General features: G+C 70.1%; 15 protein-coding genes and 1 tRNA gene. 9 read left to right on the top strand and 7 right to left on the bottom strand.

The annotated features are described in order from the left end of the window. Window positions 1–222 precede the first annotated feature (222 nt). Window positions 223–1,437, top strand: coding sequence for a PucR family transcriptional regulator (locus QUY26_RS18525; protein ID WP_289948068.1), 1,215 nt, complete (start codon window positions 223–225; stop codon window positions 1,435–1,437). Window positions 1,438–1,509: 72 nt separating this feature from the next. Next, the gene (locus QUY26_RS18520) at window positions 1,510–1,896 is read left to right on the top strand and encodes a hypothetical protein (RefSeq protein WP_289948067.1); all 387 of its coding nucleotides are present in this window, start codon (window positions 1,510–1,512) and stop codon (window positions 1,894–1,896) included. Between the two features lie 132 nt (window positions 1,897–2,028). On the opposite strand, the gene phoA is transcribed toward QUY26_RS18520, so the two are convergent. The 3 genes from phoA to QUY26_RS18505 form a co-directional block, all read right to left on the bottom strand. Next, window positions 2,029–3,408 carry an alkaline phosphatase gene (gene phoA, locus QUY26_RS18515; protein ID WP_289948066.1) on the bottom strand — a complete coding sequence of 460 codons (1,380 nt, stop codon included), beginning with the start codon at window positions 3,406–3,408 and terminating at the stop codon, window positions 2,029–2,031. Between the two features lie 178 nt (window positions 3,409–3,586). Further along, window positions 3,587–5,323, bottom strand: a complete 1,737-nt coding sequence (locus tag QUY26_RS18510; protein ID WP_289948065.1) for a methyltransferase — start codon at window positions 5,321–5,323, stop codon at window positions 3,587–3,589. Between the two features lie 136 nt (window positions 5,324–5,459). Further along, window positions 5,460–6,680, bottom strand: a complete 1,221-nt coding sequence (locus QUY26_RS18505) for a 4-hydroxybenzoate 3-monooxygenase (protein ID WP_289955820.1) — start codon at window positions 6,678–6,680, stop codon at window positions 5,460–5,462. 423 nt (window positions 6,681–7,103) lie between these two features. Between QUY26_RS18505 and QUY26_RS18500 the strand changes: the two genes are divergently transcribed. Then, window positions 7,104–7,364, top strand: coding sequence for a CopG family transcriptional regulator (locus tag QUY26_RS18500; RefSeq protein ID WP_289948064.1), 261 nt, complete (start codon window positions 7,104–7,106; stop codon window positions 7,362–7,364). Next, window positions 7,361–7,804 carry a PIN domain-containing protein gene (locus QUY26_RS18495; protein WP_289948061.1) on the top strand — a complete coding sequence of 148 codons (444 nt, stop codon included), beginning with the start codon at window positions 7,361–7,363 and terminating at the stop codon, window positions 7,802–7,804. Before QUY26_RS18500 ends, QUY26_RS18495 begins: the two co-directional genes overlap by 4 nt. A 135-nt stretch (window positions 7,805–7,939) precedes the next feature. Here the strand turns inward: QUY26_RS18495 and QUY26_RS18490 are convergent, their stop codons facing one another. Continuing rightward, window positions 7,940–8,545 (bottom strand): flavoprotein, encoded by a 606-nt coding sequence (locus QUY26_RS18490; RefSeq protein ID WP_289948059.1) that lies wholly within the window; start codon window positions 8,543–8,545, stop codon window positions 7,940–7,942. A gap of 130 nt (window positions 8,546–8,675) precedes the next feature. Here QUY26_RS18490 and QUY26_RS18485 point away from each other — a divergent pair, with 130 nt between their 5' ends. The 5 genes from QUY26_RS18485 (at window position 8,676) to QUY26_RS18465 (ending at window position 12,742) form a co-directional block, all read left to right on the top strand. Further along, a complete protein-coding gene (locus QUY26_RS18485) occupies window positions 8,676–9,854 on the top strand; it encodes a helix-turn-helix domain-containing protein (RefSeq protein WP_289948057.1) in 1,179 nt (392 codons plus the stop codon). 108 nt (window positions 9,855–9,962) lie between these two features. After that, window positions 9,963–10,445 carry a hypothetical protein gene (locus QUY26_RS18480; RefSeq protein ID WP_289948054.1) on the top strand — a complete coding sequence of 161 codons (483 nt, stop codon included), beginning with the start codon at window positions 9,963–9,965 and terminating at the stop codon, window positions 10,443–10,445. Further along, window positions 10,442–10,636: a hypothetical protein gene (locus QUY26_RS18475; protein WP_289948052.1), complete on the top strand. Its 195-nt coding sequence runs from the start codon at window positions 10,442–10,444 to the stop codon at window positions 10,634–10,636. The genes QUY26_RS18480 and QUY26_RS18475 overlap by 4 nt, the downstream gene beginning before the upstream one ends. A 475-nt stretch (window positions 10,637–11,111) precedes the next feature. Next, the gene (locus tag QUY26_RS18470; RefSeq protein ID WP_289948051.1) at window positions 11,112–11,375 is read left to right on the top strand and encodes a hypothetical protein; all 264 of its coding nucleotides are present in this window, start codon (window positions 11,112–11,114) and stop codon (window positions 11,373–11,375) included. Window positions 11,376–11,917: 542 nt separating this feature from the next. After that, a complete protein-coding gene (locus QUY26_RS18465) occupies window positions 11,918–12,742 on the top strand; it encodes a hypothetical protein (RefSeq protein ID WP_289948049.1) in 825 nt (274 codons plus the stop codon). Between the two features lie 144 nt (window positions 12,743–12,886). Here QUY26_RS18465 and QUY26_RS18460 read toward each other — a convergent pair whose 3' ends face one another. The 3 genes from QUY26_RS18460 to QUY26_RS18450 all read right to left on the bottom strand — a co-directional run bounded on the left by QUY26_RS18460 (window position 12,887) and on the right by QUY26_RS18450 (window position 14,366). Continuing rightward, entirely contained in the window at window positions 12,887–13,453 is a 567-nt protein-coding gene (locus tag QUY26_RS18460) for a PIN domain-containing protein (protein WP_289948047.1), read from the bottom strand. Window positions 13,454–13,456: 3 nt separating this feature from the next. After that, window positions 13,457–13,915: a helix-turn-helix domain-containing protein gene (locus tag QUY26_RS18455; RefSeq protein WP_289948046.1), complete on the bottom strand. Its 459-nt coding sequence runs from the start codon at window positions 13,913–13,915 to the stop codon at window positions 13,457–13,459. A gap of 380 nt (window positions 13,916–14,295) precedes the next feature. Next, window positions 14,296–14,366 (bottom strand) — tRNA-Gly (locus tag QUY26_RS18450). Window positions 14,367–15,092 lie beyond the last annotated feature (726 nt).

Here is a 15,092-nt window from a genome sequence, read left to right as displayed (position 1 = left end):
TGAATATGGCTCTGGTATGACCGGACCCCCCATTAAGCCCGCACCGTCGGCGCCCCACAAGCGAAGAGAGCGACATGCCCGTCGCCGCCGGAAAACTTTGCGCACCCTGATAAATGCCCGACGTGAATCCCGTGCGAATTCGCTCCCGATTCACACGAAGTGACAAACCCCGTCCGGATCTGGCCTGTCGATCAATTCGGCGGGAATGGCATGCTCCCGGCCATGGGCGACCTCTTCGTGGAGCTGGCCCGGCGCGCGGCGCGCAGTGCCCGCCGGGAGGTCGAGGCGTACGCGCGCGAGATCCCGGAGTTCGGGATCCTGGACACGGACGCCCGGGCCAGGGCGGAGACCTTGGAGTACGCGGTGTGGCTGCGTCGTCGCACCGGCGAACTCGCCCCGACCAGCGAGGAATTGACCCTTTCCGACCTCACCGCCATCGCCGCGATGGGCGAGGCCCGAGCCGCCACGGGCCTGTCCCCGGAATCCCGCCAGCGCGTCCTGCGCCTGCACACCGCGCTGATGCTGCGCGAGGTCAACGAGGCGACGGACGCCCAGCGCGGCGGCGACGCCGACGAACTCGTGCGCCTCCTCGGCTGGTTCGCCGCCCAGGGCGAACGCGGCATCGAGGCCTACTGCCAGGGCTTCGTCTCCGCGCTACGCCACCGGCTCCCCTACGTCGACCAGGTCGCGCTCCTCGTCAAGGCCCTCCTGTCCGGCGACCCCATGGCGGCCGAACTCGCCCGCGCCGTCGGCATGGAGGTACCCGCGTACTGCGCGGTGACGGTGATTCGGGTCCCGTCGCCCCGCACCCCGGGCGCGGAGCGGGACCGGGGCCCGGAGGGAGAGATCGAGGCACTGATAAAGGAGCACCAGGTCCCCCTGACGTGGTCCCCGCCGACGGAGTCGACGCCGGGCGAACTCATCGCCCTGACCCCGCTGCTCCCTCCGGCGCCAACGCTCTCACCCACGCAATCAGGAGAAGTACTGGCCCTCATACAGGACTTCGCCCAATCGCTCCCCACCCCCTGCGCGGCAGGCACCACCACGGCCGGCCTCCCCGACCTGCCCGCGGCCCTCGACCGAGCGAGACGCATCAGCAGGGCGGCTCCCCTGCGAAGAGCACCCGCGCACCCCCACACGACAGCCGACGTCTTCGTGGAACTCGCCGTGGCGGACGTCCCGTTCGTCGACGCCTGGCTCCACACCCTGGCCCACCGCCTGGCCCCCGGCCCGGACCTCCTCCTCACCCTCGACGCGTACTACACCCACGACATGAACCGCACGACCACGGCGACGGCTCTCAACGTCCACCCCCGCACCCTGGACTACCGCCTGCGCCGCGTACGTGAACTGACGGGCATCGCGCCGGGGTCGACGCGGGGGGTGCGGGTGTTCAGTTCGGTGGTGCGGCGGGGGCTGTCGGGGGCTTGGGGGTGAGAGGGGCTGTGCTTGCTCCGGCGCGTGCGCGGGAGCGTGGGGTTGTGAGAGTGCTCCGACATCCGCTGCCTGATGACCCCGAACCACCTCCACTTCAATGTGGCGCAGGTCACGCTGAATGCCTGGTTGAAGCAAGGGGGACACATGACTAGCTCGCACCTCAACGCGCCCATTCAGGCCCGCATGTACGCGAAGCCGCTGCACAAGGTCATCTGGGTGATCGCGGTCGTGGCATCGGTGGGACTGCTGGCGCCGCCGCTGTTCTTCGTCGCCGCCAAGAAGCGCGTCGTCAGCATGGCCGTGCCGGTGGCCTACGCGGTGGTCGTCTATGGCTCGGCCATGGCTGCCACGGTGCTGGGCAACCCGAAGAACTGGGAGGGAGGCGTTCTGACCATCACGATGATCGCCGCCGCCGCGCATGCCGCGATCCTCGACATGGATGGGAAGCCGGGGCGGTAGTCGCCGAGAGGTGGCCGTCAGCGGCTGACACATACGCGTGAGGGTGCCGACCCCATGGGTCGGCACCCTCACGGTCTGCTGGGCGAAACGGCGCCCCACCCCCGTCGGCGCCCCGCTCGGCTCATCTGGGCCTCAGCCCAGCCGCAGCGCCTCCCGCACAGTCGTGAACAGATCCGTCTGGTTGGTGACCCCGAGGACCCGGTACGCCTGCGGACCCTGGGCCGCGATGCGGACCTGGGTGCCCGTGTGCTCCTGGGACCGGCCGGGGGTGTTCGTGGAGTAGTTGACCTTGAGCTGCTGGCCCTCGTTGGTGACGAGGGTGGAGGAGAGGCCGGGGGGCTGGGCCTCCAGGGGCACGATCTGGCTGGTGTGGGCGTGGTCGGCGGTGGTGACGACCAGGGTGTCCGGGTGCTTCGCGGCGTAGTCGCGGGCGACCTTCACCGCGCGGTCGAACGCCGCGGTCTCGCCGATCTGGCCGCACGGGTCGGCGGCGTGGTCCTGCTTGTCGATCGAGGCGCCCTCGATCTGCAGGAAGAAGCCCTGCTTGTTCTTGCCGCTCTTCTGCTTGGCCTCAAGGAGCTCGATGGCCTTGCGCGCCTGGTCCTGGAGAGCGGGCGTGCCCGCGGGGCGGCCCGGGTTGGAGGTCGTGCAGCGCTGCGGGTCCGTACCGCCCTTGGCCGCGGCCTTGCCCGTCCACTCGACGGGCACGTTGCCCGGCGCGAACAGGCCGAGCACGGGCTTGCCGTTCCTGACCGACTTGACCTTCCTCAACTCGCGCTTGTTCGTGACCACTTGGTAGCCGAGCTTCTTCGCCTGCTGGGTGACCGTGAGCCCCTTGTACTTGCCGTCGGTGACCTTCTGGTCGAACCGCTGCTTGCCGCCGCCGAGCAGCACGTCGACCTTGTGGTTGACGCTCTGCTCCGCGATCGAGCCCGGCCCGCCCTTGGCGATCGTGTCCTTCGGGCACTTGGCCATGTCGGCCGGGCCCTGGCAGCTGCGGTCGGTGGCGTGCGAGGCGAGCACGGCCGGGGTGGCGTCGGTGAGTTCGGCGGTGGTGACCGAGCCGGTCGCGTAGCCCTTCTTCTGCGCCAGCTCCAGGATCGTCGGTACGGCCTTGTCGGTGCCCGGCGTCTTCGAGATGCGCCCGTTGACCGTCTTCACGCCGGTGGCCCAGCCAGAGCCGCTCGCGGCGGAGTCGGTGACGTAGTCGGGCGAGCCGTCCTTGTGCACCGCGTACGTCGTGTACGCGCCCGTCAGCGGGAACTTGTCCATGTTCAGGCGTCCGTTCGCGCCCACCGTGTAGTCCCGGGCGAGCGTGATCTCCGAGTCGCCCATGCCGTCGCCGATGAGCAGGATGACGTTCTTCGCCTTCCCGCCCTTGATGGCCCGCTGGGCCTGGTCCTTGGTGTCGGAGGCCCCCGCCGACGCGGTGAGCGTCACGGCCACCGCGGTGGCGGCGGCCACGGAACCGGCGGCTATCAGGTGACGACGGGACAGACGGGGTCCGACCATGGAGAACTCCTCAAAACGTGCTTTGTTACGTCCTTGTACGGTGCAGCCACTTCATCAGCGCCACGTGAACCGGACGGGACGTGCCGGTGCCTTCTCGATGACCTGAGGGCGACGTGACGCCCGCCGTGTGTGCGCCCCTGGCCGGGGCTGATCGCGACCGAACGTGGTCAGCTCCCCGTCACACCGAGGCCGACCGACCGGCCTTCCTGACGTGCAGCACCGTCCCGTCCAGCGGCAACGGCACCTCGCCCACCAGGACGAGCCCCGCGTCGGCGAACAGCCTGCCGTAGTGGTCGGCGCGCCGCTCGCGGCCGCCGACGTTGCACATCATGTGGAGGTCCCAGGCGGTCGCCAGCGAGAACGCTCCGTCGGCGGGCAGGACGCGTTCCACGACGAGCAGGTCGGCGTGGGCGGGCATCGCGCGGGCGCAGTGGCGCAGGATGTCGCGGCACTGGTCGTCGTCCCAGTCGTGCAGGACGCGGGACAGGACGTAGACGTCACCGCCCTCAGGTACGTCGGCGAAGTCCCCGACCAGGAACACGCACCGCGGGCCGAGCTCCTCCAGCCGTCGGCGGGCGGCCTCGACGACGTGCGGACGCTCCAGGAGGACCCCCTTCAGGCGGGGGTGCGCGGCGAGGACGCGGCCGAGCAACTCCCCGGTGCCGCCCGCGATGTCGACCACCGTGGCCCCGGCGGGCGCCCCGGCCGCCGCGGTGAGCACCGGATGCGTGGGGACGGGGTCGAACATCGCTGACCCGGCGGCCATGGACTGGTCGAAGAGTTCCGCGAGCCGGGGGTCGCGGGCGAAGTGGTCGAAGTGGTTCTCGCCGAAGTGGTGCTCGAAGGCGACCTGCCCCGTACGCACGGTGTGCCCGAGCCCGGCGAAGGACTGGTAGAACGGCCCGCCGTACATCAGCGCCAGCGCCCGCATCGACCCCGGGCCACCGGCGCGCAGCAGGGCGCCCACGGCGGTGAGCCGGAAGCCGTCGCGGTCCTCCGCCACGACGCCCAGCATGGCGAGGTAGCGCAGCAGCGTCGCCAGGTTCCGCGGCCGCGCGCCGACCTTCCGCGCCAGTTCCTCGACGCCGATGCCTCGCCCGCCTTCTCCGGCGTCCTCCCTCCCGCCGTCCCCCACGCCCTCCCCGTCCATGGCGTCGGGCACCCGCAGTTCGGTGAAGGCGGCCAGCGCCTGCGTCGTCCACGCCCCGGTCAGCAGGCGAAGGACCGTTTCGGCCGGCTGCTGGGCCCGATGCTCGGCGAGATGCGCGGAGAGTACGTCGCGGTGGTCGCCGGGGACGTACAACTCCACGCGCCGATAGCCGACCTTGGCCTCGGCAGCGGCACCGAAGTAGAAGACCGTGCCGTTCTCGTGCGGGTTGTAGCCGCCGCCGTCCGCGGTGGCCCCGTACCGCGCGAAGGTCGCACACAGCCCCCGCAGCACCAGCGGGTCCGGCGCCACGACCTCGAAGGCCACGTGCGCCTCGTGCTGCCCCTCCCGCTCGGCCTCGGCGACGGCGCCCAGGTCCGACCCCGGCGGCACGGTCAGCACGAACACCTCGACCATCCGGCGCTCCCCGTCCGCCCCGACCACCTCCGGGCGCAGGATGCCGACGTCCAGATCGCCCGCCCGTCGCCGATGGCGTACGGCAAGACGCTCCCGTACGACGACGCTCGGCCGCCCCGGCGCCGCCGAGACGAGCCCGCAGGCGGCCAGCATGGCCGCCAACTCCGCCTCACCCGAGGGGAAGACGAGCTGCGCGGCATGCGCGAAACGGCAGTGCTCCACGAGAGTCCGCAGCTCCGGCCCGTCGAGCCCGGGGAAGAGGAGGGGGAGCAGGGCGGCGGTGTCCTGCTCCTTGACGAAGTCGACGGTCGCGAGCAGGCGGGACGTGTCGCCCGACAGCGTCGTGATCATTGCGGGAATCCTCAGGGTTCGGGGGTGGGGAGTCGGGGGTGGGGAGCGGAGTGGGGAAGGGGTGAAGCGGGCAGGCCTGGGCGGAGCAGTGGGCGGCCTCAGGCGCCGTCGGGATCAGCAGCCGTGACGACGAACCTCAAACGCCGACGTAGCGCTCGGCGAACCAGTCCTGCTGGCTGCGCGAAGTACGCAGCGAGGCGAGCCGGGCGCGCCGCAGGGAGTCGTGGAAGGCGGCCGCGCCGCCCGCTGCGCCGGACGCCGGGCGGCCCGCTTCCCCGGACGCCGGGCCGCCCGCTTCCCCGGACACCGAGCCGTGCAGCAGCCGGATCATCCAGTGGGAGAACTCCTGCGCACGCCAGATGTACGCGAGGCACCGCGCGGAGTAGGAGTCGAGGCCCTTGGAGTCACCGTGGCGGAGGTCGTCGACGAGGGCACGGGCAAGGATCTCGGCCTCCAGGACGGCGAGGTTGGCGCCTTTGGCGGCGGAAGGGCTGACGAGGGCGGCGGCGTCGCCGACCAGGAACAGCGAACCGTGGCGCAGCGGTTCGAGCACATCGGACTCGAGCTGGACAACGGCCCGCTGGACGATCGGCCCCCGCCGCAGCGGACCGTACTCATCCCCTCGCATCCGCAGCTCCAGCTCCTCCCAGATCCGCTCCTCGGACCAGGCGTCGGCCGGAGTCCCGCGCTCGCACTGCACGTAGTACCGGGTGACCTCACTGGTCCGCGCCATGTGCCCGGCGAACCCGCGCTCGTGCACGGCATACCCGACGGCGTCCAGGCTGGGCGGAGCCTCGGCGAGCAGCCCGAGCCAGGTCACGCCGTGGTCGCGGTGGTGGCGGCGCACCGTTCCTGCGGGCAGCGAACGCCGGGCGGCCCCGTGCCGCCCGTCGCACCCGGCCACGTACCGCGCGTGCCACCGCCCGGGCCGCCCGTCCGCGTCGCGCACGCTGACGGAGGGCCGGCCGGTGTCCGCGTCGTGGACGGCGACGGCCTCGACTCCGAACTCGACGCGCCCGCCCAGCCCCAGGAAGCGCGCCAACAGGTCGGACACCAAGTCCTGTTGGGGGTAGACGGTGTGCCGCTCACCCCGCCCGAGCCCGCTGTAGTCCAGCCGGAACCGCCCGTCCCCACTCCGGAACTCACACGTGCTGTGCGGCCGCCCCCGCAGTCGCAGCCCCGCGTCCAGCCCGTGCCGCTCCAGGATCCGCACGGTGTTGGCGGCGAGGAACCCGGCCCGCGCCCGCGCCCGCACGTGCTCGCGCTCGGCCCGCTCCAGCACGACACAGTCGACCCCGCCCCCCAGAAGAAGATTCCCGACCACAAGCCCGGCCGGCCCAGCACCGAGAACCACCACATCGGCTTCACGCCGGCTCTGCGCGTCTGTCACAAACCGGGATCGTAGGTGCCGCGAAACCGGCTTACCTGACGAAATCACCTGAAGGAGCGGAGTCGTAGCAGCGGGGTGGGGCGTGCGGGGCGGGGGGTGCGCTGATGGGTGGGGGTGGGCGCGGGTCCGGCTTCCGCCGCGGTGGGCGTGCCCTTTCGCCGGGGGGAGCCCATATCCCCCTAGGGAGGTCGTCCGCATCGCGAAAGGGGCCGCCAGGTGCGGCCCCGCCTGCCATGCCGCCCCGGCCATCACGTCGCCGCAACGAACGGACAAACCCAGACCGCAGCCCTCGCATCTGCGAGATCCGGCGCCAGCCGCACCGGGGGCCGGGACCGTCGCCAGCGATCGACGGCACATACGCCAAACTGATGTATGGACTACTCTTGGTACATGTCCATGAAGCGCACGAACGTCTACGCCGACCCCGAGGACCTGGCGATCATCAAGGAGGCGGCCAAGCGGCGCGGGATAAGCGAGGCCGAGATCATCCGTCAGGGGATTCACCTCGCGGCGATGGCGAACCGGGTCTGGGACGAGCCGCTGTTCTCGCGAACCTTCGAGGGCTCTGGTCGTACGCCGTCCAAGACCGAGGTCAGGGACGCGGTCGTCGACGCGGTCCGGCGCGAGTCAGCTCCTGGAACCACCGCGTGATCATCGTCATCGCGGACACGTCCGGCCTCCTCGCTGCTCTCGACTCGACCCACCCGGAGCACGGGCCGGCGAATGAGGCGATCATGGCGGCCGGCCTCCTGGTCATGCCCCCGCTCCTGCTGGCGGAACTCGACCACGTGGCCACGCGCGAACTCGGGCGGGAGGCTGCCGTCAGCGCGATCGACGACCTCCGGCGCTGGATGGGGCGAGGCCGAGTCGTCATGCCGGAGATCACGGAGCAGCACCTGGGCGCTGCCCAGTCCGTCCGTGGCCGCTACCGCGCACTGGACCTCGACCTCGCCGACGCGGTGAACGTGGCCCTGGCCGCGGACTACGACACCGACGCGATCCTCACCCTCGACCGACGCGACTTCCGAGCCGTACGCCCTCTGGGCCGACACAAGTCCTTCCGAGTCCTGCCCGACGACCTGCCGCTGTGACGCGGACACTCGATACCGAAGCTCCCAGCGACTGTAGGGGCTTCGGTGGACATTGCTCCCGTGGTTTCCCCGCACGATTCGGCACGGTCGTCCACGGTCGTGGCACGGAACTTCACTCCGCCGAGCCGTGAGGCGTCAGGCATCTCCCGAGGCGGTTGACCTGGTTGGGTTTCGCCGCCCACTGACCACCCCCTCCACAGCCCCAAGCGCCACCCCCCACGGATACCCCTTCGGCACCCCCGAGCCAGCCGGATTGGGAATGAACCCGCCCTCCCCGTACAGCACCACCACCCCCTGCTCCCGCAGCTCCTCTACGCTGCGGTCGAACTGGCGATGCCGGGCATACGCAGCGTTCACGCAAGGCACCGTCACTGTGGGGATCCCCTTGCCGATGGCCTCCGCCGCGACGCCCACCACGAAGGACGACGTAAGGCCCAGCGCCCACGAGTTGAGGGAGTTGAAGGTCGCAGGGGCGAAGAGGATCGCGTCCGCCGGGGGCCAGGCGTCGGGCTCGCCGGGGAGCTTGTACTCGCTCCGGACGGGGTGCCCGGTCAGGGCCTCCAGCCCGCCGAGGCCGCCCTCGAGGCCGCCCTCGATCCAGCGCGCGGCGGTCGGCGTGAGGCCGACGCACACGTTCCAACCCCCGTCGCCCTGCGCCGCCTCGACGACCTGCGCGAGATCGAACACCGGCGGCGCGGCCGAGGCGAACAAGTACAGGGTCCGTGAGCGCGGCGAGGTCATGCGCCTCATCCCACCCCGTGTGCGGGCGCCAGGCAACTATCCCCGAAGCAGGTGGATGAGAGGCGGATTCCGGTCCGGCGGCGCCCGCCGTGGGTACCGTTCCAGAGGGCCGTCAGGAGCGGAGACCAGCATGCCCACAGACGATCACCCCGGTGCCCGCATCTCCCAGCAGCGGAAGCTGGCCGGGTACACGCAGCGGGGTCTGGCCATGAAGGCCGGCTACTCGTACAGCCTGGTCCACCAGGTGGAGCGTGGGCACAAGGCGGCGAGCCCGGACTTCACCGCAGCGTACGCCCGCGCGCTACGGATCGACGTCGCGGTCCTGACCGGACAGCCGTACATGACCGAGCTCCAGCAGGACCGCCTCGCCGAGCTGATCAGACCCATCCGCGAGTCGCTCGACCTGTACGACCTGGGCGCCGACCCCGACGTAGCCACTCGGGAAACACCGCGCCTCGCCGAAGCCGCGGCCACCCTCTGCCAGGAGGTGCGAGCCACCCACCTCCACAAGGCCGCCCGCACCCTGCCCCGACTGATCACCGAATTGACCACAGCCGCGCACCGCAACCCCTCGCCCGAACTGTGGGCGGCGCTCGGCTCCGCGTACCGCACGGCCCACGACGTCACCATCAAGCTCGGCTTCTACGACCTGTCCACCATCGCCCTGGACCGGATGGAGTGGGCCGCGCAACGGGCCTCCGACCCCGTCCTGTCGGCCGTCCGCCAGTACATGCGCGGGCTCGTGTACCACCGGGAGGGTGAGCACACCATCGGCCTGCGCCTCGTGGACGCCGGCCAGCAACTGCTCCTACAGGCCGACGAGACACCTGAATCCCTCGCCGTAGCAGGGCAGTTGCACCTGGGTGCGACCGTCATCGCCGCACGCGCTCGCGACGAAGACGTGGTGCGGACCCGACTGGGCGAGGCGAAGCAGATCGCCGACCGGGTCGGGGAGATGGGCCATGTGCACTGGCTGTCCTTCGGGCCGACGAACTGCGCGGCACACGAGGTCTCCGCGCTCACCGAGATGGGGCGTCACGGGGAAGCCGTGGCGAGGGCCAAAGAGATCCACATGCCCGCCTCATGGCCCGCGTCGCGCCGCGCCCACGTGTGGATCGACCGCGGGCGCTCGGAGATGGAGACGGGCCGCAACGACGCGGCACTCGTCTCCATCACGAAGGCCCGTGAGCTGGCGGCGCAGCAGACGCGATACCACCCGGGGGCCCGCGCGACCATCGAAGGATTGGTGCGCCAGCAGCGCCGTACCCCCGATGCCTTGGGCCACATCGCCGCGTGGCTAGGTCAGTGACAGCGGAGGCCAGCCGATGATGGGTGTCACCGCGGAGTGACAGTTGGCCCCCTTGTACGTCGCCACCCTGGTCCTGGACCTGATCGGTGATGACGGCAGGGGAAGAGCGTGGACATCCACCCAGCAGACGGAGCCCTCTCCGACTGGTTCGCGCGCGCTCAGCCGGGCGCCGCGCACGCCCGGCGCGAGTGGGCGGAAGGAGGCGTCGCACTGCTCCCGTGCGGGCCACGCTTCTGCGCGGTGAGACTCTCCGGCCCTCTCGTGTACGCGGCCCTCGGCACGGACATGGCAGCGGCCGTGGCCGTCTCGCTCGCGACGATGCTGAGCGGTCCGGTGTTCTGCAGCGGCTTCAGCAGCCAGTACTACGCATTGGTCGCGGGCAGCACCCCGCAGCAGAGGTGGTCGTACGCCGACGAAGCCCCGCTCCTGGGGACGGGCACGTACCTGGGCGTCCCGGCGGTGCGCCGCACCTCGCCACCCGGCCCCTACTGGGTGAGCCTCCCGCACCACCCGGGCGACCTGTGCCCCCTCCCGTCCGTGGCCGCGCTGGTCGCCCTCGGCCTCGCGCGCTCGGCGGAGGCCTCGAGGTGACCCCGGCCACGGAGTGGTCCACGTACCAGGCGCTGCTCGCGCACCTGGAGGGGTGCGCGGACTGCCTGGCGGAACGCGACTGCGCCCCGGCCGCCCGCATCCGGCGTGCGCTCCGCGCGGCACGGGCCGCGGCTGCGGAGGCGAAGCCGGACGATCAAGCCTCCGACAGGGACCCGGCACGCGGCGGCTGATCCGAGCGGACGGCGGGCAGGCAGCGAAGGCCGACGCCACCCGGGCAACAAGAAGGCCCAGGTCGGACGACCTGGGCCTCAACTGTGGAGCGGGTGACGAGAATCGAACTCGCACTCTCAGCTTGGGAAGCGATGGCGCTTGGGCGGGTTCTATGGCTCTGACCTGCGCAGATACCGTCTACTTGGGCGGCCGCGAGAGCCGGCTCGCACCGCTGTTGACCGTAGTTTCCCGCTCTTACGGGCACGCTATGGGCACGGCGTCGTGCATCTGCGGGATATTGCGTGAGTGCGATGGCTGAAGCGCCGGGCTCGGCTCGCTCTGTTGCCTGGACCAGAGACCGCGTCGCGAGTGCAGACACCGGTTTGTCAGGGAGCCACGCTATGACAGGCATGCCGGGCCAGTGTCATTTCCGCGGACCAGTGTTGAAGTCCGTGATCGACAGGGCAGATCAACTCCCGTTGAAGGGAGGGGATCGTGCAGGCAGACCAGGGACAGGGGCGCGGAGTTGCGCTGCTCACCGTCCGGGTGGAGGCGGCTCTCACGGGGCCGGTCGAGCACCGGAGAAAGGCCCGCGCCTTGTTCGAGGAGAGGGGCTGGGAGGTACTTGACGCTCACGAGGAGGTGTACCCGGAGGCTCGCACCCCGGGCGGAGTCCTTCCGGATGAGGCGGTCCGGAATTCGGTCTACGCGCTTGGCATCCCCGTCGGGCGTGATTCTGGTCGTCGACGTCGGGCGTGATTCTGGTCGTCGACCGGAACGGTGGGCGGTCCAGGAGGTCAAGGACCTGGCGGACGATGCAGAGCTTGATCTGCGGCCTGTGAGTGCGCGGATGCGGCGGAGGCAGCGTCGCCAGGAACCGCACTGGTTCGTCTGCGCCCCGCCAAGCACGCACGCCAATTGGTGGCTGCGGTGGCTGTTCAATCTGGAGCGGAGCACGGGGCTGCACGACACAGGGACGGTGCTGTTCGGCTCGCTGGAGGAGGCCGAGCGGCACGCTGGTGAGGGTCGGGTGCGTTCCCCGTTTCCGCGTCGGATGCGAGCACACGACGGAATGCACCGGACCAGGGCGAGGGTGCATCCCGGCTGCTTCTGGGCCTTGGTGGCTGGCCCTGCCTGCACTGGTGGCGTGGGCGCTGCTGAGTTGGTGGTGCGCGACCATCATGCTCCCGTTCGTCCGTCGACGTCGTGTCGTCCGCCGGCGCCGCACCAGCTCGCTCACGTCGGATGGCCGTCGCACGGCAGCCGGGGGTGGGGGCGATGCCGCGCGGGACGGGGACGCAGTGGTGGTCTACCGGTGCCGGCGCAGTCACGCATGGCTGGCGGCGCGGGCGACCAGCGGAGCGCTCTTCGCGGTCACGGCTTGGGTGACCTGGATCGCTGATCCCACTGCCGCTGTACGTCGGCACCTCCTCCTGGCAGGCGCGGTGTTCGTCACGGGCGGCATCCGACGCCTGGTCCGCGAGGGTAGCCGGAGACCGTTTCTGGTGGCGGTGTTCGTCGCTCTGCTACCGGTGGTCGTTCCGGCGCTCGGCGGGCTCAGCCCTGTGCTCTTCACCTTCTACGGTGCCGCGTTCCACGTCCGCGCGGAGGAGATGGACGTTGCGGAGGTGTGGCAGTTCCTGGCCTCGGTATACGTGTTGGGGATCTCGGTAGGGCTGACGCTCTTCTTCCTGGCCTGCTGGGGCTACTTGCGGCTGCCCCTGTTCCGCCACCGTACGCTGCGCCTGTTCCTCCCGATCGCCGCCCTGACCGGGGCCATGGCGCTCACGTTGGCGTGGGCGGTGACCGTACTGGACGGCGCCGGCGCGGCCGGTGATGATGCGGTACGGCAGTGGCGATCGGGCCGAGTACCGGATCACTACTACGGTGCCAATCCCCGACCCGTCTGCGTCACTCCGATCGGCTCCCTGGACGAACTTCCGTTGTACGGGCACCGATTGGACTCCAGGCAGGTGTACGGCACGTTCGGCGTGGTCGGTGGTGAGGTGACATTGTGGGACCCCGAATCGGGCGACGCCTTCCCGATGCCCTCCGATGCTGTACGGGTGCTCTCTGCAGGGGAGGGTGAACCCGGCGCCGCGATTCCCCGTAGTTGTCGTTCCTGAGTGGATGACGATCTCGGTGAAGCCGAACTCCGTGTGCTTGCCAATAGCGTGGTGCCGCGTGCGCACCGCGGACCTGCGCGTCCGTCGGCTGACGGACGCAGCGGGGTGCGCACGGTCACCGCCTTGCGTACTTGAGAACGGCAGTCAGGGCGTGATTGCAAGCGTTCGTAAGGCTGCCGCCGAAGCGACCAGGCCCTGCCGCTCCAGCCTGGCGATCACGTCGTCCACTGTGCCTGGCGGCTTTCGCCAGCTGTCCGCGATCCTCTGTACCGCGCCGTAGACGACCTGCGGGGCCAGATCGATCTGTGCCTCCAGGAAGGCGTCCGGATGCACAGCTTCGACGTCCCAGGGGGCCAGGGCATCGGTAGGGAAGTCCTTCAGGTTGAAGGTGACGACGACCTGTGCCTTGGCCCGGATCGCCGCGGCCAGGACATGCCGGTCGTCCGGGTCAGGCAGCTTCACGGCATCGATCAGTGGTTCGTGTCCTCTGACCAGGCAGTCCCGGATTGCAGCGTTCATCAAGGCGCGGACGCGGTCGAGCTTCTCGGGCGGGATGCCCTGGTGGTTCTTGAGGATGTTACGGAATGTCTCGTCGAGGATCTGATCGGTCCACTTGGCTTGGACGAGGCCACCCTGCGCGATTCGGATGAGGACGTCGCGCAGGGTGCTGGGGTAGAGGACGTTGGCGTCGTAGATGGCGACGAAGGCCATGTGCTAGATCATTCCCATTTCCTGGCCGAGCTGGGTGAGCTCGTCGGCGGCTTCGCGGCGACGCTGGTCGTCCTTGCGCTTGTACTGCAGGAGCGACGACGCGGTGATCCGCCGATGTGTGCCGACGGTTCGGTATTCGATTACCCCGGCATCCAGCAGCCCGATCAGGAATGGCCGCGACACGTTGAGCATGTCTGCTGCCTGCTGTGTGGTGAGCTCGGCGTCGGACGGGACGACCGAGACGGCGCGGCCGGCCCCCAGGTGGGCCAGCATGGTGGCGAGCAGTTCCACGGCCTCGCGGGGTAGGGCGAGGGGCTCGCGCTCTCCGTCCTCGACCGTCACGGTGATCTCTGCGAGGTCCTGGTGTGCCGCCAGGTAGCTGCCGACCTGTGCGAGCGCGTGCGCTGCGGCCGCGGCCTTCTCAGGTGGCAGCTTCACGGGTCGGATGTCTGTCTTGGTCATGGTGCGCCCCTGTCGGTGCGGGAAGCAGGCGTCGAGTCTGCGTATACCCATTATTCGAAACAATCGAAGTAAACGCAACAAGTGCAACGAGATGACGGTTCGGGAGGCTGTCGAGTCCGCGGCACTCCGAACATCCGGCCCTCTTTGCCAAGGGAACGGCAAGCTGATGGCTTCGGCCGCGCGTCTTGCCAGGGCTCCGTGCGCCAAGGGGCGTACCAGGCGGCGCAGTTGAGGAGGGAGAGTTAGGTGGTGACCAAATGCACCGAGGGGACCCCGTGCCCTCCGCGTGCCCTATCTCGGGGCGTGTCGGGGGCGCGAGGGTCGACAAATAGTCTGGACAGCAAATAAGCCTCAGGTCGCTGACCTGAGGCTTCAAGAAGAGCGGGTGACGAGAATCGAACTCGCACTCTCAGCTTGGGAAGCTGATGTTCTACCACTAAACTACACCCGCGCGACGCTCCCGGTTGAACCGGTTTCGTAGCTTCGCACACTCTACCCCATCCCAGGCCCCGGGCGCCGCCGCGTCGAGGCTTCGCTGCGCTGTGTGGGCTCTGCGTGACTGCGGGCGAAGGGAGTTGGGGCGTACGGTAGGGGCCGTCTCGGGGTGCTTCGGGGGTGCTTCGGGGGGTGCTTCGGGGTGTGGCCGGGGATCCGGTCGGGGATCCGGGCAGGTTGTGTCCGGGGCGTGGCCCGGGGTGCGTGCGCGGTGTTTTCCGCGGTGTCTTCGGAGCGTCTGGGAGGCGGGCCGGAGGGGCGTCGTGGGGGTTGTGTGAGGGCCCCGTGCGGGGGGCCGTGAGAGTCGGAGTGCCGCCTGGAATGGCGTCCCTTTCATCCCGTAATGTGGCTTTCGCCGTCGGTCGGAAGGTCGGACCGGAAGGTTAGAAACGGCCTTCGTTCCTGGGTGGACGGCACTTGCGTAACGGCTCTGGGGAAGGGACCCGAGGACTTGATGGAGCACACCGTCGTCCGTTGTGCCGAAGGGCACGTGTTCAGCACCGCTTCGTTCCCGATGCAGCAGGCCGACCGGCTCGGCCCCGGCCGGCTGATCCGATGTCCTCGTTGTGCCCGGCTCCGGCACGCGGTTCCGGTGGAACTGCAGAAGCGGTAGCGGGCGGGAGGGCCGCGGGTACGGGCGAGGTACGGGCTCGTACCCGAGGCGCGGCCCCGAACCCGAGGC

The sequence above is a fragment of the Streptomyces flavofungini genome, assembly GCF_030388665.1.
Classification (GTDB): domain Bacteria; phylum Actinomycetota; class Actinomycetes; order Streptomycetales; family Streptomycetaceae; genus Streptomyces; species Streptomyces flavofungini_A.
Note: the sequence above shows the minus strand (reverse complement) of the source record. Positions and strands in the feature narration are given on the sequence as shown.